Source organism: Terriglobales bacterium (assembly GCA_035651655.1).
GTDB lineage: Bacteria > Acidobacteriota > Terriglobia > Terriglobales > Acidobacteriaceae > DASRFG01.
Genome location: DASRFG010000002.1, coordinates 123,738 through 148,954 on the forward strand (window position 1 = coordinate 123,738; position 25,217 = coordinate 148,954).

The 25,217-nt window shown below is 56.5% G+C and carries 25 protein-coding genes; 15 read left to right on the plus strand and 10 right to left on the minus strand.

Annotated features, from left to right (window positions below; genetic code table 11):
* The first annotated feature begins 2 nt into the window (after positions 1-2).
* Together VFA76_01520 and VFA76_01525 are read left to right on the plus strand one after the other, a co-directional pair.
* A complete protein-coding gene (locus tag VFA76_01520) occupies positions 3-440 on the plus strand; it encodes a response regulator (GenBank protein HZR30517.1) in 438 nt (145 codons plus the stop codon).
* 3 nt (positions 441-443) lie between these two features.
* Entirely contained in the window at positions 444-944 is a 501-nt protein-coding gene (locus VFA76_01525) for a chemotaxis protein CheX (GenBank protein ID HZR30518.1), read from the plus strand.
* A gap of 49 nt (positions 945-993) precedes the next feature.
* On the opposite strand, the gene VFA76_01530 is transcribed toward VFA76_01525, so the two are convergent.
* Positions 994-2,286 (minus strand): hypothetical protein, encoded by a 1,293-nt coding sequence (locus VFA76_01530; GenBank protein ID HZR30519.1) that lies wholly within the window; start codon positions 2,284-2,286, stop codon positions 994-996.
* Between the two features lie 262 nt (positions 2,287-2,548).
* Here VFA76_01530 and VFA76_01535 point away from each other — a divergent pair, with 262 nt between their 5' ends.
* The 7 genes from VFA76_01535 (at position 2,549) to VFA76_01565 (ending at position 9,738) form a co-directional block, all read left to right on the plus strand.
* Complete coding sequence (locus tag VFA76_01535) at positions 2,549-4,549, plus strand: RHS repeat-associated core domain-containing protein (protein HZR30520.1); 2,001 nt, start codon at positions 2,549-2,551, stop codon at positions 4,547-4,549.
* A 13-nt stretch (positions 4,550-4,562) separates the two neighbouring features.
* The gene (locus tag VFA76_01540) at positions 4,563-4,997 is read left to right on the plus strand and encodes a hypothetical protein (protein HZR30521.1); all 435 of its coding nucleotides are present in this window, start codon (positions 4,563-4,565) and stop codon (positions 4,995-4,997) included.
* Positions 4,998-5,220: 223 nt separating this feature from the next.
* Positions 5,221-6,222, plus strand: coding sequence for an RHS repeat-associated core domain-containing protein (locus VFA76_01545; GenBank protein ID HZR30522.1), 1,002 nt, complete (start codon positions 5,221-5,223; stop codon positions 6,220-6,222).
* A gap of 48 nt (positions 6,223-6,270) precedes the next feature.
* Positions 6,271-6,888, plus strand: a complete 618-nt coding sequence (locus VFA76_01550; protein ID HZR30523.1) for a hypothetical protein — start codon at positions 6,271-6,273, stop codon at positions 6,886-6,888.
* Positions 6,889-6,965: 77 nt separating this feature from the next.
* Entirely contained in the window at positions 6,966-7,262 is a 297-nt protein-coding gene (locus tag VFA76_01555; protein HZR30524.1) for a hypothetical protein, read from the plus strand.
* Positions 7,263-8,001: 739 nt separating this feature from the next.
* Complete coding sequence (locus VFA76_01560; protein HZR30525.1) at positions 8,002-8,166, plus strand: hypothetical protein; 165 nt, start codon at positions 8,002-8,004, stop codon at positions 8,164-8,166.
* A 78-nt stretch (positions 8,167-8,244) separates the two neighbouring features.
* Positions 8,245-9,738 (plus strand): RHS repeat-associated core domain-containing protein, encoded by a 1,494-nt coding sequence (locus tag VFA76_01565; protein ID HZR30526.1) that lies wholly within the window; start codon positions 8,245-8,247, stop codon positions 9,736-9,738.
* A 649-nt stretch (positions 9,739-10,387) separates the two neighbouring features.
* On the opposite strand, the gene VFA76_01570 is transcribed toward VFA76_01565, so the two are convergent.
* The gene (locus VFA76_01570; protein HZR30527.1) at positions 10,388-11,251 is read right to left on the minus strand and encodes a Ku protein; all 864 of its coding nucleotides are present in this window, start codon (positions 11,249-11,251) and stop codon (positions 10,388-10,390) included.
* Positions 11,252-11,433: 182 nt separating this feature from the next.
* Here VFA76_01570 and VFA76_01575 point away from each other — a divergent pair, with 182 nt between their 5' ends.
* Together VFA76_01575 and VFA76_01580 are read left to right on the plus strand one after the other, a co-directional pair.
* Positions 11,434-12,213: a DUF92 domain-containing protein gene (locus tag VFA76_01575; GenBank protein HZR30528.1), complete on the plus strand. Its 780-nt coding sequence runs from the start codon at positions 11,434-11,436 to the stop codon at positions 12,211-12,213.
* 175 nt (positions 12,214-12,388) lie between these two features.
* Complete coding sequence (locus tag VFA76_01580; GenBank protein HZR30529.1) at positions 12,389-13,069, plus strand: cyclase family protein; 681 nt, start codon at positions 12,389-12,391, stop codon at positions 13,067-13,069.
* A 45-nt stretch (positions 13,070-13,114) separates the two neighbouring features.
* Here the strand turns inward: VFA76_01580 and VFA76_01585 are convergent, their stop codons facing one another.
* Complete coding sequence (locus VFA76_01585; protein ID HZR30530.1) at positions 13,115-13,732, minus strand: YdcF family protein; 618 nt, start codon at positions 13,730-13,732, stop codon at positions 13,115-13,117.
* Positions 13,729-14,376, minus strand: a complete 648-nt coding sequence (locus tag VFA76_01590) for an L-threonylcarbamoyladenylate synthase (protein ID HZR30531.1) — start codon at positions 14,374-14,376, stop codon at positions 13,729-13,731. Before VFA76_01590 ends, VFA76_01585 begins: the two co-directional genes overlap by 4 nt.
* A 134-nt stretch (positions 14,377-14,510) precedes the next feature.
* Here VFA76_01590 and VFA76_01595 point away from each other — a divergent pair, with 134 nt between their 5' ends.
* The 3 genes from VFA76_01595 (at position 14,511) to VFA76_01605 (ending at position 18,051) form a co-directional block, all read left to right on the plus strand.
* The gene (locus VFA76_01595) at positions 14,511-15,353 is read left to right on the plus strand and encodes an RNA methyltransferase (protein HZR30532.1); all 843 of its coding nucleotides are present in this window, start codon (positions 14,511-14,513) and stop codon (positions 15,351-15,353) included.
* 65 nt (positions 15,354-15,418) lie between these two features.
* Positions 15,419-16,729, plus strand: a complete 1,311-nt coding sequence (locus tag VFA76_01600) for a replication-associated recombination protein A (GenBank protein ID HZR30533.1) — start codon at positions 15,419-15,421, stop codon at positions 16,727-16,729.
* Positions 16,730-16,782: 53 nt separating this feature from the next.
* Positions 16,783-18,051, plus strand: a complete 1,269-nt coding sequence (locus VFA76_01605) for a GAF domain-containing SpoIIE family protein phosphatase (GenBank protein HZR30534.1) — start codon at positions 16,783-16,785, stop codon at positions 18,049-18,051.
* Between the two features lie 7 nt (positions 18,052-18,058).
* On the opposite strand, the gene VFA76_01610 is transcribed toward VFA76_01605, so the two are convergent.
* From VFA76_01610 to VFA76_01635, 6 genes are all read right to left on the minus strand, one after another.
* Positions 18,059-18,469, minus strand: coding sequence for a CoA-binding protein (locus VFA76_01610; GenBank protein ID HZR30535.1), 411 nt, complete (start codon positions 18,467-18,469; stop codon positions 18,059-18,061).
* 95 nt (positions 18,470-18,564) lie between these two features.
* A complete protein-coding gene (locus VFA76_01615; GenBank protein ID HZR30536.1) occupies positions 18,565-19,683 on the minus strand; it encodes a hypothetical protein in 1,119 nt (372 codons plus the stop codon).
* Positions 19,684-19,777: 94 nt separating this feature from the next.
* A protein-coding gene (gene prfB, locus VFA76_01620) for a peptide chain release factor 2 (GenBank protein ID HZR30537.1) occupies positions 19,778-20,879 on the minus strand; the annotation gives its coding sequence in 2 pieces (ribosomal slippage) (positions 19,778-20,809 and positions 20,811-20,879; 1,101 coding nt in all).
* 1 nt (position 20,880) lies between these two features.
* A complete protein-coding gene (gene lnt / locus VFA76_01625) occupies positions 20,881-22,455 on the minus strand; it encodes an apolipoprotein N-acyltransferase (protein ID HZR30538.1) in 1,575 nt (524 codons plus the stop codon).
* 76 nt (positions 22,456-22,531) lie between these two features.
* A complete protein-coding gene (gene lpxD, locus VFA76_01630; protein HZR30539.1) occupies positions 22,532-23,542 on the minus strand; it encodes a UDP-3-O-(3-hydroxymyristoyl)glucosamine N-acyltransferase in 1,011 nt (336 codons plus the stop codon).
* A 48-nt stretch (positions 23,543-23,590) separates the two neighbouring features.
* Positions 23,591-24,490, minus strand: coding sequence for a lysophospholipid acyltransferase family protein (locus tag VFA76_01635; GenBank protein ID HZR30540.1), 900 nt, complete (start codon positions 24,488-24,490; stop codon positions 23,591-23,593).
* A 166-nt stretch (positions 24,491-24,656) separates the two neighbouring features.
* Here VFA76_01635 and VFA76_01640 point away from each other — a divergent pair, with 166 nt between their 5' ends.
* Entirely contained in the window at positions 24,657-25,214 is a 558-nt protein-coding gene (locus tag VFA76_01640; protein HZR30541.1) for a cytochrome c, read from the plus strand.
* The last annotated feature ends 3 nt before the right edge of the window (positions 25,215-25,217 follow it).

The following is a 25,217-nucleotide window of genomic DNA, read 5'->3' on the forward strand; positions in this document are numbered from 1 at the left end:
TCATGGAGCAATTCGCGGCAGTGCACCGCAAGAACGGCGAAGCGATCCGTTACTTGGTGGTGGATGATTCAGTCTTTGCCCGCAAGAACCTGTCTCGCATGATCGAGTCATTCGGTGGCAAGATCGCGGGCGAAGCCGGCGATGGCTGTGCCGCCATCGCTGAATACGAGCGGCTCACCCCAGACATCGTGCTTATGGACATCACCATGCCGTTGATGGAGGGCATCGAAGCCGCCGAGCGGATCGTACGGCAGCACCCGGAGGCGAGAATCGTGATGGTGTCGTCTGTCGGTTACCAGGAAAATATCGTGGCTGCCCTGCAGCGCGGCGCCCGTCACTTTGTGCAAAAGCCGGTCAAGCCCGAAGTCCTCTACGAGGTAATTAAGTACGTAATGGGAGAAGAATGTGTGGTTGCCAGTGCCGCGACGGGAGGAGCCTAGGCCATGAGGATGGAGCTCATACAGCCGTTCATCAACGCCGCCGATGCGGTGCTCGCCTCCACTCTCGAGTGCCGCAGCACTCGCCTGGGCAATTTCAGCATGGACCAGGAGGCCTACCGCAGTAAGGGGATTGCCGCCATAGTTACCGTCACTGGCGACATTGAAGGACGGATTATTTTCGATGCCGAGGTTGAGACTGCCCGGCGTATGGCTGGTCAGACGATGGGCGGAGAGAAACCGGATTCTGACGAGACGGTCCGAGAGGCTATCTGCGAGCTAGCGAACCAAGTGATCGGGAATGCTATTAGCTCTCTCAATGACCAGGGTTTTCATTTCAAGATTCACCCTCCGGAAGTTCACCAGGGAGAAGGCCTGAAGAGTACTGAAGATACCGAGGCGTTGGTCATGTGTTTCGAGACCAGCAGCGGCAATGTTTTTATGAACATTGCCATGCGGTATAACCGCCGCCGTCCAAAGGCACGGGCCATAGCGGCGGGCGATTAGCAGCGGCCCGCGCATACCCGCTTGTCACCAAGGGTCAGAACATCTGGCATTACGGTCCGGCCACAATGAAGACCGGATTCTGCGGAGGGGATTGCGCCTTCGGTGCAGGCGGTGGAAATGCGCTCCGCGGAGACGGCATAGCGGCGACTTTTAAGTTGCTGGACGTTTTTAGAATCGTAGTTGTACCGGCGTCGCAGCTGGAGACGTAAACTTTGGTACTGTCGGCCGCGGCCGCGACGAACGCCCGGAAGCGCACTCCGGTAAGGATGCTGGTATCAGAGCCGCAATTTGTGGCAACCGGCTGCGTGAGGTCAATCGTCTTGGACACGGTGTTGCTGAAGGCATTGATTACGGTCAGGGCAAGAACCACGTTGTTTCCTGAAATTCCCTGGAAGCTCACGGCATAGGCCCGGCTTCCATTTCCAAGTGCGGTGACTGCTGTGAGACCCGCTGTGGGGATGGCGATCGGCGGCAAGTTCGTGGGTATGGTTTTAGAGACGTCGAGCACGCTGATCGTATTGTCGCCGGTATTGGAAACGAAGAGCCGGTTCGTCTTCGAGTTCAAGAACATGTAATTGGGCGAAGCGCCAACTGGAACGGTCGCGATCACCGTGTCAGTCGTCGTATCAACGACGGAAATGTCGTTTGAACCCTGGTTCAATATATAAACCGCCAACCCGTCCGGGCTGAGCTGTCCCCAGACCGGCGACGTACCCACAGCGAATGTTGTGAGGACCGTGCCACTCGCAACGTCAATGGCAGAGAGATCATTGCTGGCCTGGTTGATGGAATAGATCTTCTTGCCATCTGCTGTCCCTACCAAAGCCACGGGCGTGGTTCCCACTGCAATCTCCGAGAGCAGGGTATGCACGCCGGATGAAATCATGCCAATCGAGTTCGTCGCAGCCTCAGCTACAAACATCTTGGAGCTATTTGTGCTAGCCACATATACGGGGGCGTGATGTACGCCGGGAGACAGCTTGATCGTGGTTGGCGGAATGCTGCCAACCGAAGGAAAGTAACTGGTGACCGTGTCGTCGTCGCGATTGGCGACAAAGACCTGCGACTGCCCGGGGGGCGAAAATCCCGCATGAACCGGGCCCACACTGGCACGTATGGCGCCTACATTGCTGTCTCCGGAGACATCCACCTGGGAAACACTGCCCGCGGCGGCGGGAGCATTGGCGCTCACTACAAACATGGAATGAGTGAGACTAGGGTCCCCTGAGGGCGCGGTTATGGGAGCGGCTACGGGGCGGAAAGTATCGCCGCAGCTTGTGGCAATCACGGCTGACGCGAGAACTGCCGCCAGCCCAAACTTCTCTAAGAATCCTGTATGCACTGCTGAGAGAACCCGCCTTGATTCAGAGTCACTGGGAATCAGTTCATTCTAGCGGGAAGCACGATTTCGCGCCAATTCCCTCGAGGAGCACCTGCAAGCCCTCACACACAAGCAGGTCATTCAGAATGCGAAGTTGAGTCTGATTATCATCAGTGCACAGGATGTTCAAGCATGGCGAGTCCAGCCGGGATAAACCTGACAATGTTCGACAATCAGAACATAATAACCATTCTTGTTCTAAAATCCGGAATGATTTCCACAGATGAAACAGGTCTCGTACGACTCGCGCGGCCGCCGGACCTCTGCTACCGATGGCAATAGCAAGGTGACCCAATACACGTATGATGACGCCGACCGCCTCACTCAAGTAACGGATGCCAGCCAGCATTCCACCGGCTATGCATACGATACCGAAGGTAACCTTAGCAGCATTACGGATGCCTTGGGCAGGCAGACGAGTTTCAACTACGATACTTTCAGGCGGGTTACCAAAACGACGTTCCCATCTACTCTCATCGAAACCTACACGTACGACGCCGTGGGCAACCTGCTGAGCAAAACTGACCGCAAGGGAAACACTATCAGCTATGCTTATGACGCCCTTAACCGGCTCACTACCAAAACTTATCCCGGCAGCGCGACTGTCAACTACACGTATGACCTCGATGGTCGGCTAACCCAGGTCTCAGATTCGACTGGCACGTATCAGTTCTCCTATGACCACATGGGACGGCTGACTGGAACCACAACCAGCTATTCGTTTCTGACCGCTCGAACATTTACCAACAGCTACTCGTACGACGCCGCGTCGAACCGGGTGTCATTTACCGATCCCGAGAACGGCCAGAACACCTATAGCTACGACACTGTAAACCGTCTGACCAATCTAACCAATTTCCAATCGCAGAGCTTCGGCTTCAGCTACGACAATCTGAGCAGACGTACCCAGCTCACCCGCCCCAACGGGGTCAACACTAATTACGCTTACGATTCTTTGTCACGGTTGCTGTCGGTGTTGCATCAGGTGGGTTCGACCACACTCGATGGCGCCAGCTACACCTACGACAACGCCGGCAACCGTACCTCAAAAACCGACGTCGCGACCAGTGTGACCTCAAATTACGGATACGACAACATTTATCAGCTACTGAGCGTGATGCAGGGCGGACAGACCGCCGAGAGTTACACATACGACGCGACTGGAAACCGGTTAAGCACAATGAGCGCATCTCCGTACGCCTACAACAGCTCTAACCAGCTGAGTTCGACTCCGAGTGCTAGCTATACCTATGACAACAATGGCAACACACTGACCAAAGTGGCTTCCTCGGCCACCACCAGCTATGTCTGGGACTTCGAGAACCGGCTGACATCAGTCACCTTGCCGGGAACGGGCGGCACGGTGAGCTTCAAATATGACCCAATGGGAAGGCGCATCCAGAAGAGCAGTTCGAATGGAACCACAAATTACCTCTATGACGGGAGAAATCTTCTGGAGGAGCTGGACGCCTCGGGGAACGTGCTGGCCAGGTACAACCAAGGCCCCAGCATTGATGAGCCGATATCGGAGCTGCGCGGCTCAACCACAAGCTACTATCAGGTAGATTTTCTTGGCAGTGTCACTTCCCTGAGCAACTCGGCTGGGGCGCTGGCGAACACCTACACCTACGACTCGTTTGGCAAGCTGATCGGTTCCACGGGTACACTCACCAACCCATTCCAGTTCACTGGGCGCGAGTTCGATCCTGAGACCGGAATCTACAACTACCGCTTCCGGTACTACGACCAGAACGTCGGCAGGTTCCTCAGCGAGGATCCGATAATGTTTGGTGGTGGGGTCAACTTCTGTCGCTATGCCGATGGGAACCCAGTGTCAGAAGCTGATCCGTTAGGTCTCGACACTAAGGTCTGTTACTACTCGGACGCGGCGGCGGGCTTTGGTCACGTGGGTTTCGGCCTCCCTCAGGAAGGAGAGCAAGGCACACAGGGCTTTTATCCCACTGGCAATCCAATCGACAGCCCTGGCAAGGTCAAGCCCGACGAGCAGAAAAAGCCACAGTGCAAAACGATTCCGGCACCGAAGGATAAAGACCAGTGCATGTTTCAATGTCGGCTTCGGCGGGTCAACAATCCCGGAAACTACAAAGTCACGAGTCGCCAGTGCACGAGCTTTGTACGCGAGTGCTTGCGGGAGTATGGCGAACCTGCCGGTGATTACAACGGCCCACGACCTTGGCCGTTCTTCGATGGATTGCCAAAGTAGGAGGTATGAGCGAATGAGCAGAATCCTGAAATCACTTCTCGTGTTTGCTGGAGCCGGTCTTCTCGGGCCGCTAGTCTGGAACGTTGTGCGGCATCCATCCCGCATGGAAGGGTTCATTAGTGATCTTGTGTTCTTGCTCTGGCCTGCTCAACCGATGGGGGTTATCGAGACTAACGTCGGAGCACCGGCTGCCCTTGCTGTCGCGATTGGTGCGAACCTCATCCTCTTCGCGATCATGGGTGTAATCGTGGGATTGGTGGCCAAGACCCGTGTCCGACTTGCCGTTGCCTATGGCGTGGTCTGCTTGCTTCTCTTCGTTTGGGCGTTCTGGGGAGCGGGCTTCAGTTTTGCACACTTGGGAGTCCTTGCCCTGGCAGTTGGCTTGCTTGTGTATGCGATTCCGTTCTGGGTGGTCATGCCCAGCTCAGCCATGCTGAGGTCAGCTTAAGGGTGTCCCCGAAGCCGTCCTAGCCGCCGGAAGTGAACTGCTAAAGACCAGTTCAAAACCTGCGCTGCCTGCGGCGTCGGGTGTGGGGTGGTGACACGTCACCCCTGGGAGGGTTGCTGCGCAGTACCGCGCGGCGAGCGCGCGGTAACTCCCTGTTCCAGCGACAGGCGAGTTACGGATGTGGCGGCCAAAATGGATCACCCAAATCAGTAGAACTTGAGAAATGGGTGCACTGCTTATCGGTGACGCATCCGAGACGATTGCTCGGTACAAGCGTTTGGGCATTTCCGTCGTATTCCAGGTAAACGGTGCCCCGGTGATTGTTGTGCCACGGCGTGACAAGCTGGACGAAAACGCCAACGGCGGCCGAGGCCAAAAGGCCATTGGGCCATATCACCTGGGGTCGGGCGCCGCAGTGGCCCGCTATTCGCAAGGACTGAACATCGATCAGCCGCTAGCGCAGCTTCGCTCTGGTGCGACAAGTTACTACGAGCAGGACGGAATTGGCTCAGTCTCTGCGCTCAGCAACTCCGCCGGAGTAATGGCTGGCACTTACACGTATGACTCGTTCGGCAAGTTGACTGCTTCAAGTGGCACGCTCGCAAATCCTTTCCAATACACTGGGCGTGAGTTCGATCAGGAAACGGGTTTGTATTACTACCGCGCCCGTTATTATGACGAGAGCGCCGGGCGTTTCCTCAGTGAAGACCCAATGAGGTTTGGAGCTGGCCCGAACTTCTATCCGTACGCAAACAACTCTCCAACCAATGCAATCGATCCGACCGGGACAAGTGCAGTGCCCGTACCGATTCCGGGACTGGAACCTGTTCCTGTGCCATGGGCGTGGTGTTATGAAAGCCCGGTTACATGGTTGGCTTGCTTAGACGCTGGACTGGTCATTTACGACGCCTATCAACTCTATGGTCTGGGTCAAGCGTACGGGTGGTGGAACGACTTTTTGAGCTCCGGCAACATGCAGCAAGTCCACAATCCTAACCGCGCGAAGTGTCAGAGGGATTGCCAGCCATGCGTCCCTCCAGTTGGGAGCTTGCGCTACCGCTTGGATCAAGTACCGCCTAGCAGGCCGCATAAACCCTGGCCGGGAACTCACTGGGACATCGAGCAGATGCAACAACGACCTGCTCCTGACTGCGGGTGTCTCTGGAAAGAAATCGCGAACGGACAGGGCGATATTCCTCCGGGAGTTCCGCCAGTGACGCCATAGAAAACGCGGAGGTCCTTCTCACTGGAATGTGTAGACTCATAAACTCTAATGATGGAAACTCTATCTCTGGGATTCGATCTTCGATTGCGTGCGGAGGACTATGCCAAGGAGGTGTGGTCCAGAGAACACCGAAACTCGTACTTGCTCCGTAAGGATCTTGACTGGCCTCTGTCTGTGGACCGCACAGTGTGGCCCTCGTTCCTCCAGTCTCACTACTTCGATGCAAAGGCACGCCGCATCTCTAACCCGCGATTCGTGAACCAGGACACCTCGGCCCTGGAAAACGACTTCGGAATGATTCGCGATGTGAAATCTTTGGTGCGATTGCCAGGAGCAAAGCTTGGCGTGGGAATCGCTGCGCAGGTGATCTACCGCAAACGCAAGGGGATGGAACCCTTGCTCGGTGTCGAGGCCGATGCGATCCCCCCCGGAGCAGTCGCGCTTGGATTCGATGTGGCAACGGCAACTCCGATCAGCGGGTTATCCAACTGTGGGTACAGCCCGGCGGAATTACCTCGGCTCCGTTCCGCATGGGGCGGCAGACTAAATAAGCACGGCCTTCTGGAGAGTCTTGATGATGCAATGCAGTTCCGAGAAATGACAAACCGCCGCGTTCCGGAACACGCCCCCTTCCATGTTTACAAGCTCTTCCGGATCACTTTGTAGAATGGAAATCGGTAGGGAATCGGGTACTCGGGATCGTCCGCTGGGCTGCCTTCCCCACCGATTACCTCTATGACGGGATGAGTCTCCTGGAAGAGGTCGATCAGAATGGAAATGTGCTCGCCAGGTCTTACGCTAACAATGATCCCCTCAACCTAACGACATGGTCGAAAGCAGGCGCAGTCGTCAACTGTGCTTACTACCTCGTTGCTTTCGGAGCAGGCGTTTGGGGCATCTGGAAGGACAAGGGTCTAGTGCCCTCTGAACACATCACGGCGGGACTCGTGCTTTATCTGTTGCCGGTCTTCGTCATCGCCCTCGTGGATGTGTGGCTGTATCGGAAGGATCTGCCTGGTTTGACGCCAGCGACCCAGTGACGCGAACCGTGGTCGCAACTGCCAATGAGCCGAACTTTAGATCGCGAGCGGCGTCGACACTGATGCCAAGAAGGGAAACCAGTTTGAACATTCTTAGATCAGGAATAGCCACGGGTTTGATGTTCATGGTAGTAACAATGGCGGTCTCAGCTTTGGACCAATCCTTTCCGAAGCCGATTGGTTCTGTGTTGCCCACGTATCCGGAGCGAGCCCGCGCAGCTCGTGTTGCAGGTATCGTAAAGCTATGGTTTATCCTAAACGGCAGGGGGAAGGTGACTGAAGCGGGGGTTGTTTCTGGGAATCCGCTTTTGCGCGACGCAGCGGTAAGCACTGTCAAGAGTTGGAGATTTGACCCAAAGGTCCTCCCGGCGAACGTTCGTTTCGAAACAGACTTCGTTTATGTACTAAATGTTCAGGCGAACGAAGGTGAACCAAAGCTCACAGTTTCCATGAGAGACTGTCGGCGCGTAGAAATCGTATCTGAACGCTACGTCAAGCCCATTGAATAAGCGGAAGATTCCAAGTAACTCTACGGCTGGCGTTTGCCGCCCGTAAGAGCAATCTCCGACAGCGCTCGAATCAGGTAGCGCTCTAGCCCAGACAACTTCTTGGGATTTGCTATCTGGATGGGAGACGTGAAAGTGAACTGTCAGGAGGCATTGCACAAAACCCAAGCCAAATGGACTTAAGGGAATTAATCCTGCGGGACCGTCTGGCGTGTATTAGTGAGGTGTTGGGTATGAGAGTACGGGCACTGGCTTTGATTTTTTTTATTGTGATTGCGCTTCTGGGAGGTGGCGGCTACGTTGAGGTAATCACAATAGGCGCAGCGGGTCCGCTTCAAGGATGGCGCGCGTTAGCTTGGGCGTTTGTTGGAATTATTGGCCTGATCGGGCCCTCGTAACCACGGTTGCACTGATTCGCGCAAAACCTACTATTTCGCCCTAACAGTAAATCGGGTCCCAACCCTGCACGCCCGGTAATGCGTTCCTTCACGACTGCCGACTCGTATGATGCCGCTTCCAACCGGATATCATTAACCGACCCCGAAAACGGACAGACCACCTACAGCTACGATACCTTGAACCGGCTGACCAATCTCACCAATTTCCAATCCCAAAGCTTCGGCTTCAGCTACGACAATCTGAGCCGCCGCACTCAACTCACTCGCCCAAATGGAGTGAACACGAACTACACCTACGATTCACTCTCGCGGCTGCTCTCGGTCCTGCACCAGGCGGGCTCGAGCACCCTCGATGGAAGCAGCTATACGTACGACAACGCGGGCAACCGCACCTCAAAGACCAATGCCATCGGTGGCGTGACTTCGAATTATGGCTACGACAACATTTACCAATTGCTGACGGTGATGCAAGGCGGGCAGACGACGGAGAGCTACACCTACGACACGGTCGGCAACCGGCTGAGCTCGCTAAATCTTTCGCCATACTCCTACAACAGCTCCAACCAGCTGACCTCGACCCCAAATGCCACCTACACCTACGACAATAACGGCAACACATTGAGCAAGGTGGCGTCTTCGGCAACGACTAGCTACGCGTGGGACTTCGAGAACCGGCTGACGTCGGTCACACTGCCGGGCACGGGCGGCACAGTGACTTTCAAATATGATCCCTTAGGTCGCCGCATCCAGAAGAGCAGTGCGGGCGGGACCACGAATTACCTCTATGATGGTCCCAAACTCTTGGAGGAGGTCGACAATAGCGGAACCGTGCTTGCGCGGTATAACCAGGGGTCTTGGATAGACGAAGTTCTGTCCGAGCTACGTTCGTCAACCGCTAACTATTATGAGCAGGATGGCCTCGGTTCCGTAACTTCTCTCAGCGATGCGTCAGGCACGTTGTCGAACACGTACACCTATGACTCGTTCGGCAAGATGACCGCTTCCACCAGCACCATTGCCAATCCATTCCAGTACACCGGACGCGAGTTCGATGCAGAGACGGGACTTCGATTTTACCGGCTCCGGTATTTTGATCCGAGCATTGGCCGGTTCATTTCCGAAGACCCGATTGGGTTCGATGCAGGAATCGACTTTTACAGGTACGTGCAGAATAACCCGGGGCTACTGATCGATCCGTTTGGGTTGTCCTCGATGATTTTCAACCGTGCGAACGGATCGCTGACCCTGCTCGACAAAGATGGTAACGTCGTCACCATTTGCACTGCGGCGAACAACACGACTCGAAGCAGCAACGGTCCCTGGCCGAATGGGAATTATCCCTTCCAGAGTCACACCAATCACCCACCTGATCCTAACGGGCCATATGGGTCTTACGGAGTCGACGTGTTCGATGTGCCCGGGCGGACCGGTATGGGCGTTCACTCAGGGAGGGAGAACAGCGGCGGTCCCAATCACCCGACGTTGGGTTGCGTCCGAACGACGGACGATTGCATGAAAACAATCACGGATTGGCAGTCGCACGATCCAATGACCGAAATCACTATTCAATAAATAATTAAGGCTCTCAGGTCGGAGCCTGTGGGAGAGAATTCGAATGCGCCTAATCTCGCTTGTTCTCATTCTGTTCTTCATGACCAGTGCTTTCGCAGACCATGCAGCGATCAAAAAATGCACCCAAGCAGAGGCAACACAGGCCGAAAAGGAAGCGGATTCGCTCAAGGACTGGGATCAGGTTTATCGCGCATACAAGCGATTCTCGCACTGCGATGATGGCGCGATTGCGGAGGGATACAGCGACTCAGTCACGAAGTTACTCGCGGACGATTGGAAGAGTTTTAACCGGCTGCTGGTGCTCACGAATCGAAACAGAGGTTTTAGGAGCTTCGTGTTGAAGCATGTCGACGAAAGCGCGCCTGGAGATAGTCTGGCAAAGATTGCGAATAATGCCCGCTCCGAGTGCCCCGCAGGAGGCCGGAATCTCTGCCTCTCAATTGCGAAGGCCACGGGGAAGTGATGGCCGTGCAGAGTGTCTGTTGTTTGCGTTTCTTGGCCCGCTGGTGCGTGAGTTTTCTGATCGGAAGAGGCCCCAGCTCAAACGTGAACCTTGCACGTATTCAGGCATGAGAACACTTTCAGGCGGGTTACCAAAACAACGTTCCCATCTACTCTCATCCTGGAGAACACGCGAATCAAGGGTGAGTTAAGATACGCGCCGCTTTGAGGACTTCCGCGGCCGGGCCACTTCCACCTCTGAGGCCCGCTGCGCTTCGGCAACCCGAGCCGCCGGTTTCTTCTTGCCTTCCATCTGGGCCAGGCTTTCCTTGAGGGCAGACATCAGGTCAACCACAGGCGCCAGCTTGCGTGGTTTTTCTACCTCCGCGACCTCGCCACCCTCCAGCTTGGCCTGTATCAGCTTCTTCAGATTTTCTTGGAAGGTATCGTGATATTTCTTGGGGTCAAACTCATCAGCAAGCGCTTCGATCAACTGGTGCGCTACCTTGAGTTCCGCTTCTTTCAGTTCCACATCCGGACGGCCAAAGTTCTCCACCTGGCGGACCTCGTCGTAGTAATACATGGTGTAAAGCAGCATCCCGCCCTTGTGAGGCCGAAGCAGCACCGTGTATTCGCGGTTGTGCATGGTGAGCTTGGCAACGGCGACGTATTTGGTCTCTTCCAGCGCTTTACTGAGCAGCGCGTATGGACGTCGCCCGGCCTCTTCGGGAACTAGATAATAAGAGGTCTCAAAGTAAATGGGATCCACTTCTTCATCTTTTACGAATTCGAGGATTTCCATCGCCTTCGCGGTTTTGGGCTCGATCTTCTTGATCTCTTCGGGTTCGATCACCACATATTCGCCCTTGCGATATTCATATCCCTTCACGATCTCGTTGCGTTCCACCACTTTGTTTTCGGCGGGACAAATGAGCTGTTGCTTCACCCGCACTTTGTCATCGCGATGAAGCATGTTAAAGGAGACGCTGGAGCTGCGCGCTCCAGAAAAGAGTCGTACCGGCATGGATATGAGACCAAACGTCAGGTATCCCGACCACACGGAAGCAGCCATTTTTCTTGTTCCTCTTTTTCGCCCAGAGCTTGGGTGCGGGTCTGCAGTTTACACCGCCCTATTTACAGTGCAAAGTTACTGCTGTCTAACCCCGCCTGACTCTCTGATACGATGCGCAGCGTCGTGTTAATGCCGCAATTGCAAGTGCGGTGATTAGCCCGCGAGCTTCATACGCTCCTTCTATGTCGCTGATTTCACTAGACTTGTTGGTTGTCACCGTAAGTTGGGCCGGGATTTCGAAGCCGGAGTTCTTGCACCGAATCTGGCCGGCGGCGGTTCTTGTTCTGGCGTTTACTATCTTGGCTCGCCTGCTGCGCGCGGTGGATGTTTCAGGCGCGCTCGGGGGCGCCCTTCTAAGTTTTGTTCTTTACATTACTGTCGGGCCCGGCGCATTCGCAGGGGTTGTGACCGTTTTCGTTTTGGCGTGGGTAGCCACCCGTATCGGATATTCTCGAAAGCAGCTTCTGGGTACAGCAGAAAAGCGCAGCGGCCGTACCGCGTCCCAGATCTTCGCCAATCTGTTTGTCGCAGCGCTCTGTGGTTTAGCTTCCAGCTTCAATAATTGGCGTAGTGTTCTCCTCCTCGCAACCGTCGCTGCGCTAGCCGAGGCCGCTGCCGACACGGTTTCGAGTGAGCTTGGCCAGGCCAGTACGGAACACGCTTATTTGATTACCACTTGGGACCCGGTGCCGGTGGGCACCGATGGGGGCGTCAGTTTAGCTGGGACGCTGGCGGGAACTTTTGCAGCTTCACTGGTAGCCTTGGTCTGCGCAGTCACGGGTGTAATCAACTACCGCGGGATTCTATTCGCTACCTTTGCGGCCGTGCTTGGGATGTTTGCGGACAGCTACCTGGGCGCCTGGCTGGAACGTCGGAACCGTATCGGCAATGACACAGTAAATTTTCTTAGCACGCTCACAGCCGCTTTGCTTGCGATTCTTTTCGTGCGCTTTGTGAAGTAACCGTTAATTTCAAATCGGCACGAAATTGATTTTGGGCATGATGGTACCTGTTCGTCTGGCCATGTCCAATTGTTCCTTGTCGGTTATCCCCTGCGGCACGCAAAATGAATCAAACTTAAATTAGTCCACGGCATCTTATAAGAAGCAGGTTTGTGAATCTATGCAGTTGCCCGCTATGAAGTGGAAGACGTTTGTTGTGGCATACGCGTTCGCGATTGCCTTGTTGCTGTTCGCGCAGCGCCGTCCCCAGCCGACTCAGCCCGGAGGGTTTACCGGGGTTGTGGATCTTACTCGGCGTACTGGTGCTAATGCCCAACTGGCGCAACATGGGGCCACTCATATTGACGCTCCAGCCGGCTACGCGAAGGATCTTTGGGCGGTTGATCAAATTCCTCCCGAGCGACTGCTCGGGCCACTGGTGGTAATTGACGTCAGCAGGCGAGTTCGCAGTAATTCCGATTATCAAATCGGGGTTAATGATATTGCGGATTGGGAGCAGACCCATGGTCAGATTCCGCAGGGCGCAATCGTTCTGGCCCGGACCGCTTCGGATGCCAGTGTTTGTTCCTTCAATAAAGCTGAAGCAACACTCTGCCCCGGATATTCGAGTGAAGCGGCACGCTTCCTTGCTGAAGGCCGAAATATTTTTGGGCTTGGGATTGACAGTCAAAATATTGGCGTCGCGCAGGAGGTGGACTCCGTCGGGCAGTTCACTCTAAGACGGAGCGTCTACCAAATCGAAAATGTCGCCAATTTGCACAAAGTGCCTCCGACCGGAGCGTGGGTCGAGGTAATTCCAACCAAGCTTAAGGGTGGTCGTGGCGCACCAGCGCGGGTCGTAGCGCTTCTGAAGTAGTTCCTCTACCGAATATCCGCCGTTACCACAAACAAGAGCAGCGGGCTATGTCAGGTGTAATTTCCAAAGCATAAAGCTGATAGCCTCGCGCGTAACCGACGTGGCTCGCTGCCAGGCGGACCGCAAACCTGAATCAGGGCGAGGCGCGGCATAAACCGTCACTCCTTCGCTCTCCAGCATCTTCTTTACTCGAAAAACATGATAGGCATCACTCACCGCCAGGCAGCTTTGCATTCCATTGGTCCGCATGATAACTCCCACCCGGTGGGCGGACTCGGCAGTATCCGAGCTTTGGGTTTCAGCGATCAGATTGTGCTCAGGAACGCCGCGCGCGATCAAGTAATCGCGTCCCACTCCTCCTTCGCTATAGGTGGGGTCATAACCTGAGCCGCCGGTGGTAATCACCACCGGGGCTACGCCTTGCTGATAAAGCTGGTAGGCGTGTTCCAGACGGGCGCGAAATACAGGAGATGGTCGACCGGAATATTCCGCCGCGCCGAATACGACGATGGCAGACGCAGGCCGGACTTCGTCATGCCCTGCCTGTTCAATGATCCGCCAGCAGGTGGCGGAGAACCAACCCAGCAGCGTTGCCGCAACCACCGCCAGTATTCCCAGAGCAACGTGTCGGCGTTGGCCACGGCTAGGCGAAGAATCCATCATCCTTCGGCAAAAAACTCAGAGATCTCCTGGCCGGCGATGGCGCCCTCGCGCATCACTGTCCAACGGGCTTCCTGGTCAGTGAGATCAACGATCGTGGAAGGAATATCGCGCGGCGATGTGCCCCCATCGACAATTACGGAAATGCGTCCCTGGAGCTGATCGCGGACCTCTTCCGCAGTGGTGCATTCGCTGGCCCCGCTGAGATTCGCGGATGTAGCGGTGATCGGAATGCCCGCCGACTTGATGACCGCCAGCGGAATCTTTGCCGAAGGAACGCGCAGGGCGACATTGCCGGTATTGGCGGTCACTTTCAGGGGAAGCTTCGAGGCCGCGCGCACAATGATGGTAAGAGGACCGGGCCAGAAGCGGCGGGCAAGCGCGTAAAATTCCGGCGGGAGCGGTCGCGCTAACTCTTCCGCCTGCTCAACACTCTCGATGAGCAGTGATAGTGGTTTGTGCCGCGAGCGTGTCTTAATGTCATAGACCCGGTCTACGGCGCGCAGGTTGAAGGGATCGGCGGCCAAGCCGTAGAAGGTGTCGGTGGGCATGCCCAGCACCAGGCCGGAACGGATTTGCTGCGCCGCATAGCTCACCAACGAGGGCTCGGGCTTCTCACTGCTAATTTTGATAATTTCTGCGTGCACTCTGGCTGTTTCCCGATGTTAGGTTAAAACCGCGAACGCTAGCATAACATCCCGCGCTCCGCAAGCCACTCACGGCCAAAAGCGTATCATGCTGATTTCGAGCCTGGATTCAATCTCCCAGGCCGAGCGCCTTTATGATCAGTTCCGATCGCGAGCGGCTGCGGCGAATTACCGGGCGCCACAACCCACTCCTCAAGGAATTGCGCCGTGCCTTTGACCGCGGAGAACTCACTGCGGAAGGCTACTGCGCCATCGAGGGTGTGCGGGTGGTGGAAGAGGCGGTCCGCAGCGGGCTGCGCTTTCAGGCGGTGTTCTTCAGCGAGTCTGCGGCCAACCGAGCCGAGCGTCTGCTGCCCCAGATGGGCGCACAGGTAGAAACACTCCTGGTTCCCGATAAGCTATTCGCCGGAGTGGTTGCCAGCGAGACTCCGCAAGGCGTGGCCGCGCTGGTCCGGATGAAGACCTTTGAGATGGACGATGTGCTTGGGTCGAGCCCTGGCAAGCCGCCAAGAACACCTCCGCTGGTTTTGGTGGTCGCCGGGCTTCAGGATCCCGGAAATCTGGGCACAATTCTGCGGTCCGCTGAGGCGTTTAGCGCGACTGGAGCGCTGTTAAGCGAGAACACGGTCAGCCCCTATAACTCGAAGGCAATTCGGGCATCAGCGGGATCTATCTTTCGTTTGCCTGTGGCGCGGGTAGCGTCCCCAGCGACAGTCGCGGCCCTTCGCGAACGAGGCATTCGCCTGCTGGCTACGTCGTCACACAGCGGTACGCCGCTAGACCAAGCGCAGTTCGCCGGGCCAATTGCCATTTTTGTCGGCGGTGAGGGAGCTGGACTGCCGCGGGAGATCGTCTCCGCAGTGGACGAAGTGATCGCAGTGCCTCACTCGCCTAAGGTTGAATCGCTGAATGCGGCGGTCGCTACATCTATTGTGCTTTACGAGGCTGCCCGACAGCGCCGAAAAGAGGGTGCGTGAGCTTGTTTCAATCAATCCCCGGAGGAGAGCGCTCCACCGACCGCACGCGCCCGCTCGCCGACCGTATGCGGCCACGAACCCTCGATGAATTCGTCGGTCAGGAGCACCTGGTCGGGCCGGGGAAGCCACTGCGCACGCAAATCGAGCGCGACGACACCGGCTCCATTATTTTTTGGGGGCCACCCGGCGTAGGTAAAACGACGCTCGCCAAAGTCATCGCGGGCATGACCCAGGCGGAGTTCATCCAGTTCTCGGCGGTGCTCTCCGGCATAAAAGAAATCAAACAGGTGATGGCGGATGCGGAAAAGGCGCGACAGTTTGGGACCCGCACTATAGTTTTCATAGACGAAATCCATCGCTTCAACAAGGCCCAGCAGGATGCATTCCTTCCCTACGTGGAATCCGGCAGCATTCGGCTGATCGGCGCTACCACCGAGAACCCCTCATTTGAAATCATCTCGGCGCTGCTTTCTCGCACTCGTGTGTATGTGCTGAATCCTCTAACCGAAGTGCAGATCGTCGAACTGCTCAGGCGCGCGCTGGCCGACAAAGAACGGGGGCTCGGCCAAATGGCACTGCGGGCCTCGGATGAAGGCTTGGCCAAAATCGCAGCCTACTCAAGTGGTGACGCCCGCAGCGCCTACAACGTGCTCGAGGTGGCTGCCGGTCTCGCCATGGAGGCAGCGGGCAATAAACCAGGAGCAGAGATCAGTGACCAATTCGTGCAGGATGCGCTGCAAAAGCGCGTTTTGCTGTACGACAAAGCCGGCGAGGAACACTACAACTTGATTTCGGCGCTTCACAAATCTGTCCGCAATAGTGATCCCGACGCTTCGCTCTACTGGCTGGGGCGGATGCTGGAAGCGGGCGAAGATCCTCTCTACATCGCACGCCGCGTGGTGCGCATGGCAGTCGAAGACATTGGCCTCGCCGATCCGCAGGCCCTCTCTGTCACCATTGCGGCACGCGACGCGGTGGATTTTCTCGGAATGCCGGAAGGAAAGCTGGCGCTTGCCCAAGCTGTGGTTTATCTGGCGGCAGCTCCCAAATCAAACGCCTTGTATGAAGCCTATGGGGCCGTGCAGCAGGATGTGGAGCGCACTGTCGCCGAGCCCGTTCCCCTGCACCTTCGCAATGCCCCAACCGGTCTGATGAAGGGGCTGGGGTATGGCAAAGGGTACCAGTATGCCCACGACCTGGAGTCCAAAGTCGCGGACATGCAATGCCTTCCTGACAACCTGCGCAGCCGTGTTTACTATCGCCCAACCGACGAAGGAACAGAACGACGGATACGCGAGCGCCTGGAAGACATTAAACGCCGGCGAACATCTTCCAAGTCAACGCCCGAGCCGAAAAAATCGGAATCGGGCAGCTAGGCCAGCACATCCAAACCGACAGTTCTGCCCTATAGTCCACAGGGAGTAGAGTCATGGCCGCCAGCCCCGCAACTAATATCCGTTCCCTGCCGCGACGGCAATTCCAGCGCAATCATATTCAAAATCTTTTCACGTTGCAGAAAGCCGCACAGAAAATCAACTCGATTCTCGATCTTGATTTGCTAATCGCACGGATCGTTGACGATATTGCAGGTTGGTTCGGCTGCCTAGAAGCCAACATTTATCTACGTGGCGAGGGCGCCGATGAGATGGTACTGGCAGCGGTCCACGGTTGCACCCTCCACACGAAGGGACATCGGCTCAAGGTCGGAGTAGAGGGCATGGTTGGACATGCCGCGGGAACCGGACGGATGCATTATGCCCCCGACGTCGAGAAGGACCCGTATTACGTTGGGTGTGAACAAAACACCCGGTCAGAGGTCGCAATCCCGCTGAAGGTAGAGGACCGAGTGATTGGCGTGTTCACGGCCTCTCACCCGGAAATTGACGGTTTTCCGCCAGAACAGTTGCGTTTATTACAGGCGTTCGCCATACACATCTCGGGTGCGATCCAGAATGCGCAGCTTTTCCGGCAGGAGCGGCTGGCGAATGAGCGCATGAACCGTGAGGCGGAAGAGGCGCGCTACATACAAGAAGCCCTTTTCCCAAGAAGCTCGCCTTATGTTCCCGGATTTGTCATCACCGGCCGCTGCATTCCCGCAGGCGCGGTCGGTGGTGACTGGTACGACTACATTCCCTTAAGTAACGGCCGCTGGATGCTGGTGCTGGCAGACGTAGCGGGAAAGGGCATGGCCGCCGCACTGCTTATGGCAGCGGCGCGAGGCATGATTCGTTCACTGGCCGAGACCTCCCCTGGACCCGGCGAGGTGCTGACCCGCCTGAACCGGCTTCTGCTGGAGGATTTTCCAAGTGGCCGTTTTGTGACCATGCTTTGCGCAGTTTTCGATCCGGCAACTCGTAGTTTGACACTCGCGAACGCAGGCCATCACTGGCCCTTGCTGGGCGATGCAAGCGGTGTTCGCACCGTCCAGGGCGACGGCGGGTTGCCCATCGGCTTTGCACAGGAGACTTTTGCCGAAACCAGAGTGTCATTGCCCGCCGGTTCACGTGTGGTTTTTTACAGCGACGGAATCACCGAGTCGGAAAATGAAAGCGGCGAAGAGTACGGCAGCCAGCGTCTGGGACAGCTGCTCTCCATGCCGGATTTGTCGGTAGAAACCATCCTGGAAGATGCGTGCGCCTTCACCGCTCCGTCTGGCGCGAGAGATGACCGTACTGTAATTCTGATCAAAGCAGATTAACTGCGCATTACCTGAACCGCGCCCGATGTTCCTTCAGGATGCAGTGATCCATAACCACGAAGATGCCGGCCTGGCGTGCTTTAGCGGCGGCCGACTCATGGACCACCGTCTCTTGCATCCAGATGGCCGGCACCTTGAGCTGAATCGCCTGGTCCACAATTTCCGGTACAAATTCTGGACGGCGAAAGATATCCACGATGTCAATCTTCTCGGTGACGTCGAGCAAGGTGGGGTATGACTTTTCACCCAGCACAACCTTGACCTCGGGATTCACCGGAATAATGCGATAGCCGTGGCTTTGAAGGTAGGCGGCAACCCCATGGCTGGCGCGCAACGGACTGGATGAAAGCCCCACCACGGCGATGGTTTTGGCTTTCTTTAGAACCTCTGATATCTGATCGGTCTGGATGCCGGGCATAGTATCTCCGGCCAACATTCTACAAAAAGCCGCCAGAGACGTCAGATCGCCGCTAAAGAGTGGTTGCCAAAGAGAGTGAGTTGCGGAGAGAAGGCTTAATCGCGTTTGCGACTGTCGTTCTTCTGCACGAACATTCGGAGACCCATCTTGCGGACCGTGTCTGAAACTTCCTTGTTGCCAGAGATGTTTTTAAGATCGCTAATCATCAAGTGCTTCATCAGATCGAGCGAAACATCAATAGGGCATTTGGGGTTAAATACCAGGTTGCGGATAATCGAGTAGTTTTTCAGGAACTTCTTCTTGCTTGCCATCGCCCGCAGAACCACGTCCTGCACGTTCTTCATTTTGGCGAACATCTCGGCTTCGCTGTCGGTAACTTTGGGCGATTCCAGCACCGCCAGGGCGACTACCTTGGCACCGTCGCGGATAAGAAGAAATCGTTCGTCCTTGTTCCCCTTCATAGCAAGCTGCACGCGACCGCCCACGTTCAGGCGCGAGATCTTTAAGAGGGTGCTGACTTTCTCTTTCTCTCCGGGAGCGAGCGCCTGTTTGGCTGCAGCCGCTGCCCCAGCGCCTGTGGCCGCAGTCGCCGTCTGTGTACTTGGAACGGTTTCGTCCAAACGCAGCTCGTCTGCACCGCCAATCAGATTGAACGGGCGGTCTTCTTCCGCCGCAATCTCGTCGGCGTGCTCAGCCATGTAGGCCGCTACCTCCTCGTCACCCAGGAGTTCACCTTCCGCGGCGGCGGGCAGTTTCGTTTCGAGACCAGAAAGTAATTCTTTGGCCTTATTGATCTGAGAATCTTCCAGTTGCGAGTTAGAAACCAACGCTTCCAAAACAAGCTGCGATTTCCGAACCCGAGCACTGGCCAGCATAGTTTCAGCAGCTTCGATAGTCGCTTCCCTCGCGTGGTTCGCCAGGTGAGATTCCGGCACGGCAGGGTTCTCCAGCAAGGCCGGAAACAAAGAACGCCGCAGGTTCTGCACCAGGTACTTCAGCACCTCAGCGGGCGTGCTCGGATCCGATGCAACTGCCAAGGATGCATCTTCGTCCCACCCCGCCAGCGTCAACCGTGCCTGCTCAGCAAAAATCGGGTTCTTAGTCAGAAACACCAGGATCTCGATCATCTCCGCCGGTGGAACCGATAGCGCTCCCTTGGCGGCTGAGCGGAGTAGTTGCGGAGGCACCGCCGACTGGCGGATCAGGTCAATCATTCGCGACATAGGTTTGCGAAGACAACTACTGACACTAGGTTAGTACGGTTGGTCGATTTTCCGGTGATTACTAATGTAATAGGGAGGAAGGAGATTATTTCTGTTCGCCGCGCCGCATCCGCAAGTAGGCGCCGATGAACGGTTGCAAATCACCGTCGAGCACGCGGTCCACATCGCCGACTTCGGTCTTTGTGCGATGGTCCTTCACCATCCGATACGGGGCCAGCACGTAGGAGCGTATCTGCGATCCAAAATCTATGTCCAGCTTGGAATCCTCTATTTTCTTCGTAACCGCGCGTTTCTTCTCCAACTCATACTCGTAAAGTTTGGAGCGTAAAATACTCATCGCGCGTTCACGGTTTTTGTGCTGAGAACGTTCGTTCTGGCAACTGACTACGATTCCTGTAGGAATATGCGTAATACGCACCGCTGAGTCGGTGGTATTCACGTGTTGCCCGCCCCGCCCACCCGAGCGATAGGTATCCACCCGCAGATCTTCCGGCTTAATCACCACTTCAATGCTCTCGTCAATCTCCGGCGAGACGTACACGCTGGCGAAGGAAGTATGCCGCCGCTTGGCTTGGTCGAAGGGTGAAATGCGCACCAGCCGGTGCACACCGATTTCGCTGGTCAATAGTCCGTAAGCGTATTGCCCATTGACGCTGAAGGTCGCCGATTTGAGGCCCGCTTCTTCGCCCGGCTGATAGTCGTTCAAAACCGTGGCAAAGCCCTGGCGCTCGGCCCATCGCAGGTACATGCGCAGCAGCATGTCCGCCCAGTCCTGCGACTCTGTGCCTCCCGCACCGGGATGAATCGTGACAATCGCATTGAGCGAATCGTTATCGCCGGAGAGCAGGGTTTCGGTTTCTAAGCGATCCACCAGCTCGCGCAATCCTCCGATTTCTTTTTGCAGGTCGCCACCGACCTGTTCACCTTCGTGCGCCAACTCGAAGTATGCAGCGATATCCTGGCTGCGACGCTCCAGCTCGGATTCCGTGGACAGCACGTTTTCCAGGCGCTTGCGCTCGCGCATCACTTTTTGCGATTCCTGAGGGTTGGACCAGAGATTGGGGTCGGAGACTTTCTTTTCAATCTCGGTCAGCTGCTGGCGAAGCTTGCCCGCGTCAAAGATACTCCCGCAGATCGCGCACCCGGTCTTTGAGGGCTGTATATTCCTGTTCCAGTTCTTCGACCATGCTATCGCACCATCCCGGCGGGAGATCGGAAGCGCCAGAGAAGCGCTCCCATAGAAATTATCGCACACGCATAGGCGAACCAGTCGCCATGGCGGGTGTAGAACGTGGTCCCGGTGAGCAGCCTGTAAGGCGCTTCCAGCGTAGTACGCAGGTTTCGCGGGGCACGGGCGACCACCTGTCCATAAGGATCAATTGCGGCAGTGATGCCCGTATTTGTAGAACGCAGCAGCCAGCGATGGCTCTCCACCGCCCGCATGCGGGCCTGATTGAAATGCTGCCCAATTGCGCCGGTGTCGCCATACCAGCCGTCGTTAGAAATGTTTACAAATACCTGGGCCCCATTGCGGGCGAACTCACGGACCTCGTCGGGGAAGACGGACTCATAACAGATGAATAGGCCCAGCTTCGTAGTGCCGGCCTGAAGCGGCTCACGCCCGGCGCCCCGCTCGAATTCGCCGACCCCACGGGTGAGCTTACCGGCGAAGCTCAGCAGCGACTTGAAAGGCACAAACTCGCCGAAAGGAACCAGATGAATTTTGTCGTAGCGCGCACTCCATTTTCCGTCCGGGGACATCAGGGCGGCGGAGTTGTAAACCTCATTGCTCTCGGAAGTGTCGCCTGCAGTACGGCCTCCAATGCTGCCCGCGATCACGTAAGCATGGTCGCCGCGCGCGACCGCTGCAACCGCCGCCTGAAACTGCAGCTCGTCCATATAGAACGGGGCTGGCGATTCCGGCCAGATCACCAGTTCGGGCTTTCTTGAAGAACGCTCGGCTGCTGAAACGCTGATCCGCACCAGGTCGTGGAGCGTTCCCTGAAAATATTCCGGAGTCCATTGCGAGGGCTGCAGTATGGGAATGTTCGCCTGCACTAATAAGGCAGTGTGGTCGGCGGGAGGAGCGGGCAACCTGATCAATGCCATTAGCTGCAGCAACAACGCCACGGCAATGGCTTCGATGAGAATCAGCTTGCGCTTGGAGCGTGCCACCACCCAGGCCGCCGCAAACACCGTGTTGACCAGAGCAATTTCAAATGACAGTCCGTAGACCCCGGTGAAGGTGGCGATCCGGTTCATCGCAACGTTGTTGACTTGTGCGGTGCCCAATACGTCCCACGGGAAACCGCTGATCTGCGCCCGAGCCAGCTCCAAACCGACCCACAGGAAAGGCGCCACGAACAGCGCGCGTCGAGTGCCGGATCTCTTGTCGCCAGCCGCCAACAGTGCGATCAGCAGTCCGAAAGCCCCGAAGTAGATGGCTAGATAAAGACAAAAAAGTACCAGGATGCCTAGCGCCACCGGAGCACTTAAACCGCCGTACAAATGCATGGTGTCGTACACCCAATAGCAGGTGCCGGCCCACCAGATCACGCCAGCTACATATCCCAGGGCAAACCCTTGCACAGGAGAGGCCGGCTGCAGTTGCGCTTGCATTTCGTCCGGCAGGTGAATCGCATCAGATTGCTGCGTTCTCAACAACGCTACGAGCAAGGGCGCTAGCGCAATCCAGCAAAGCCAGTAGAGATTAGGATTGGGGAAAACCAGGACCTGAAGCACACCAGAGGCGATCGCCAGCATCCAGGCGCTTCTGTGAATTCGCCGCACAAATAAGGATAGCAAATTGATGTTCGAACTTAGACATGAACCCTCGCTCTTATTCCGTCTCGGTTTGGTCTTTCTTGGCCAGCCGCGCAAGAACGGCCAGCTCTTTTAAATACTGCCGAATAGGGCGCGCTGGCGTTCCCCAGAACACGACTCCGGCGCCACGAATCACCTTCCTGGAGGGGATGCCGGACTGCGCTCCCAGAATCGCGCCCTTTTCTATGCGAACGTGGTCTGCAATACCAACCTGTCCGCCGATTATGGCGCCATCTTCGACGACGGCACTGCCGGAAAGTCCCGTCTGGGCGGCAATCACAACGTTTTCTCCTACACGGACGTTGTGGCCGACGTGCACCAGATTGTCCAGCTTGGCGCCACGGGCGATGACGGTTACATCCAGTGCGCCGCGATCGATGGTGGTGTTCGCGCCAATTTCGACGTCGTCCCCGATTTCGAGCCCGCCAATCTGCGGGAACTTCACGTACTCACCGCTTTTGGAGTCGCGCACAAATCCGAAACCGTCGCTACCCAGCACCGCTCCTGCATGCACGGTCACGCGATTGCCCAAGCGCACTCCGGGATAGACGGTTACGTTGGCAGCGATGTTGCAGTGCGTGCCAATCACCGTCCGGCGTCCGATTACGCTGCCTGCCCCGATAGAGCTGGCTTCGCCGATCGTGACGTCCTCGCCTACAACGGCATGCGCTGCAATGGAGACATCCTTGGAGAGGCGGGCTGAGTTTGCTACTACCGCGGTGGCGTGAACTGCGGATTTTTTCGCTTCCGGCTCGCAGAGCAGCGCTCCCGCGCGTGCAAATGCCAGACGCGGTTCGGGAACGATGAGCAGCGGTTTGCTTGATTTAACTTTGGTAGCAGATTCACCCGCGATCACAGCACTCGCGCCGGAGGACAGCGCCGCGTCAAGAAATTTTGCCTCCTCCACAAAGACCAGATCACCGGGTTTCGCAGACTTGATGCTTGCAACCCCCCAAACCTGTGTCTTGCCATCGCCGATTAGCTGTGCGTGAATGAATTCGGCAACGCTCTTCAGCGAACGCTTCATGGCAATGGTTCTATACGGGAGAGCGGCAGAACGCAACTTGCTCCAGAATCAATAAATACTGGCTTCGCCCTCCGGTCGTGTCTTCCAGCGCCTATGCACCCAAAGCCACTGGTCAGGATAACGGCGCACGTAGTCCTCGATCACCTTCGTAAAGAGCGCGGTATTGGCCGTCACATCGGCAGCATCATCTCCGGTACGCGCCAGCGTGAGCGCGGGATCGAATCGGATTCGGTACTTTCCTGCCTCCCTATCCCAGATCGTAAACGCCGGCACCACTGCAGCGTCGGTTCGCAACGCCACACGCGCCACCCCGCTGGCAGTGCAAGCTGGGTGTCCAAAAAAATCTACGAACACACCTTGGGGCGGGGTCATGTTTGTGTCCATTAGAATACCGACTGTCTTCGCACCTTTCATTGCTGAAAGCAATCCGCGGGCAAAGTCCTCTTTGCCGAACGTGCTGTTTCCATGCAGGGTGCGGTAACGGCGCACCAGGTCGTCAAGATATGGATTGTCGAGCGGGCGCACCACAATCTGCAGCGGATGGCCATGCAGCGAATGCACAAAAGAACCGATTTCCCAGCCCCCTAAGTGCGCCGTAAGGAACAATACCCCCTTGCCACGCTGATTAGCTTGCTCGAAGTTCTCGTAGCCGTCATAGACGGCCACTTCGTCCACATTTTCTAGTGTGTAGCGGGGAAAGTGGCACGCCTCGGCGAGGAGCCGTCCTAACGATGTGAATACGCCTCGGACGATCCTGCGGCGCTGGTTGGAGGTTTTCTCCGGGAACGCGAGCGCCAGATTACGCATGCCTACCGCACGCAGTCGTGCATGCAGCAGATAGACCGTCCATGCCACCGCGATCGCGGCAGCGCGGCTGAGTGAACGCGGTAAGGCGCCGAGCACCCGGACCAGCAGCCATACCGGTGCGTACTCCAGACGATGGCGCATCGAGAAAGAAACGTGACGGTAGCATTCCGCTCAGGTTTTTTCAAACTGCCGACGGCGCTCTAGGCTGTAACCTGCGACAACCCGGGGCGCTCTTTTGCCGTAGCTCCTGATTGGAGACAGCTCACAATTCTTTGCTGCATAATGGATCTTCCACAGAGGAGAGAGCATGCATCGCGTTTCGCATACAAGTTTCACTACGGTCGCCTTGGTGATTGCCGGCACCATTGCGCTGATTGCTTGTTCCGCCAATCGGCCCAGTGACATTGAAACTCTGGTGGCACAAGAGGCCAAGAAGATGGCCATCTCCGGCAAAGACCTGCCGAACCCGATTCCCGATACGCCGGAGAACGTCAAAGAGGGTGCAGAGCACTTCCAGCATCATTGCCAGATCTGCCACGGCCTCGACGGACACAACACGGGTGTCCCGTTCGCCGACAAAATGTCTCCGGAGGTTGCTGACCTCGGCGCAAACAACGTTCAGAACTACAGCAATGGTCAACTCAAGATGATCATCGAGAAAGGTATTCGCTTCAGTGGTATGCCCGGGTGGAAAGGCATTTTGACCGACGACGAAATGTGGCGCATGGTTCGCTATATCCGCCACCTGCCGCCGAAGGGCAGCCTGGGTGCTCCCGCCCTCTTTAGGGAAGCAGAATCAGAACATCATCACATGGAGAAAACCGGGCAGCCCCAACACACTCACACCCACAGCCATCACGAGTGACGG

What these genes read in the sequence shown, in the direction of transcription:
- lpxD (HZR30539.1), bottom strand. Translation starts at nt 23,542, where the DNA reads ATGAAGCGTTCGCTGAAGAGCGTTGCCGAATTCATTCACGCACAGCTA.
- VFA76_01540 (HZR30521.1), top strand. Translation starts at nt 4,563, where the DNA reads ATGAGCAGAATCCTGAAATCACTTCTCGTGTTTGCTGGAGCCGGTCTT.
- VFA76_01575 (HZR30528.1), top strand. Translation starts at nt 11,434, where the DNA reads ATGTCGCTGATTTCACTAGACTTGTTGGTTGTCACCGTAAGTTGGGCC.
- VFA76_01610 (HZR30535.1), bottom strand. Translation starts at nt 18,469, where the DNA reads ATGCCCGGCATCCAGACCGATCAGATATCAGAGGTTCTAAAGAAAGCC.
- lnt (HZR30538.1), bottom strand. Translation starts at nt 22,455, where the DNA reads ATGCTGGCGATCGCCTCTGGTGTGCTTCAGGTCCTGGTTTTCCCCAAT.
- VFA76_01595 (HZR30532.1), top strand. Translation starts at nt 14,511, where the DNA reads ATGATCAGTTCCGATCGCGAGCGGCTGCGGCGAATTACCGGGCGCCAC.
- VFA76_01570 (HZR30527.1), bottom strand. Translation starts at nt 11,251, where the DNA reads ATGGCTGCTTCCGTGTGGTCGGGATACCTGACGTTTGGTCTCATATCC.
- VFA76_01585 (HZR30530.1), bottom strand. Translation starts at nt 13,732, where the DNA reads ATGATGGATTCTTCGCCTAGCCGTGGCCAACGCCGACACGTTGCTCTG.
- VFA76_01555 (HZR30524.1), top strand. Translation starts at nt 6,966, where the DNA reads ATGAGTCTCCTGGAAGAGGTCGATCAGAATGGAAATGTGCTCGCCAGG.
- VFA76_01635 (HZR30540.1), bottom strand. Translation starts at nt 24,490, where the DNA reads ATGCGCCATCGTCTGGAGTACGCACCGGTATGGCTGCTGGTCCGGGTG.
- VFA76_01600 (HZR30533.1), top strand. Translation starts at nt 15,419, where the DNA reads ATGCGGCCACGAACCCTCGATGAATTCGTCGGTCAGGAGCACCTGGTC.
- VFA76_01565 (HZR30526.1), top strand. Translation starts at nt 8,245, where the DNA reads ATGCGTTCCTTCACGACTGCCGACTCGTATGATGCCGCTTCCAACCGG.
- VFA76_01520 (HZR30517.1), top strand. Translation starts at nt 3, where the DNA reads ATGGAGCAATTCGCGGCAGTGCACCGCAAGAACGGCGAAGCGATCCGT.
- VFA76_01615 (HZR30536.1), bottom strand. Translation starts at nt 19,683, where the DNA reads ATGATTGACCTGATCCGCCAGTCGGCGGTGCCTCCGCAACTACTCCGC.
- VFA76_01545 (HZR30522.1), top strand. Translation starts at nt 5,221, where the DNA reads ATGGGTGCACTGCTTATCGGTGACGCATCCGAGACGATTGCTCGGTAC.
- VFA76_01525 (HZR30518.1), top strand. Translation starts at nt 444, where the DNA reads ATGAGGATGGAGCTCATACAGCCGTTCATCAACGCCGCCGATGCGGTG.
- VFA76_01580 (HZR30529.1), top strand. Translation starts at nt 12,389, where the DNA reads ATGAAGTGGAAGACGTTTGTTGTGGCATACGCGTTCGCGATTGCCTTG.
- VFA76_01535 (HZR30520.1), top strand. Translation starts at nt 2,549, where the DNA reads ATGAAACAGGTCTCGTACGACTCGCGCGGCCGCCGGACCTCTGCTACC.
- VFA76_01550 (HZR30523.1), top strand. Translation starts at nt 6,271, where the DNA reads ATGATGGAAACTCTATCTCTGGGATTCGATCTTCGATTGCGTGCGGAG.
- VFA76_01640 (HZR30541.1), top strand. Translation starts at nt 24,657, where the DNA reads ATGCATCGCGTTTCGCATACAAGTTTCACTACGGTCGCCTTGGTGATT.
- VFA76_01605 (HZR30534.1), top strand. Translation starts at nt 16,783, where the DNA reads ATGGCCGCCAGCCCCGCAACTAATATCCGTTCCCTGCCGCGACGGCAA.
- VFA76_01560 (HZR30525.1), top strand. Translation starts at nt 8,002, where the DNA reads ATGAGAGTACGGGCACTGGCTTTGATTTTTTTTATTGTGATTGCGCTT.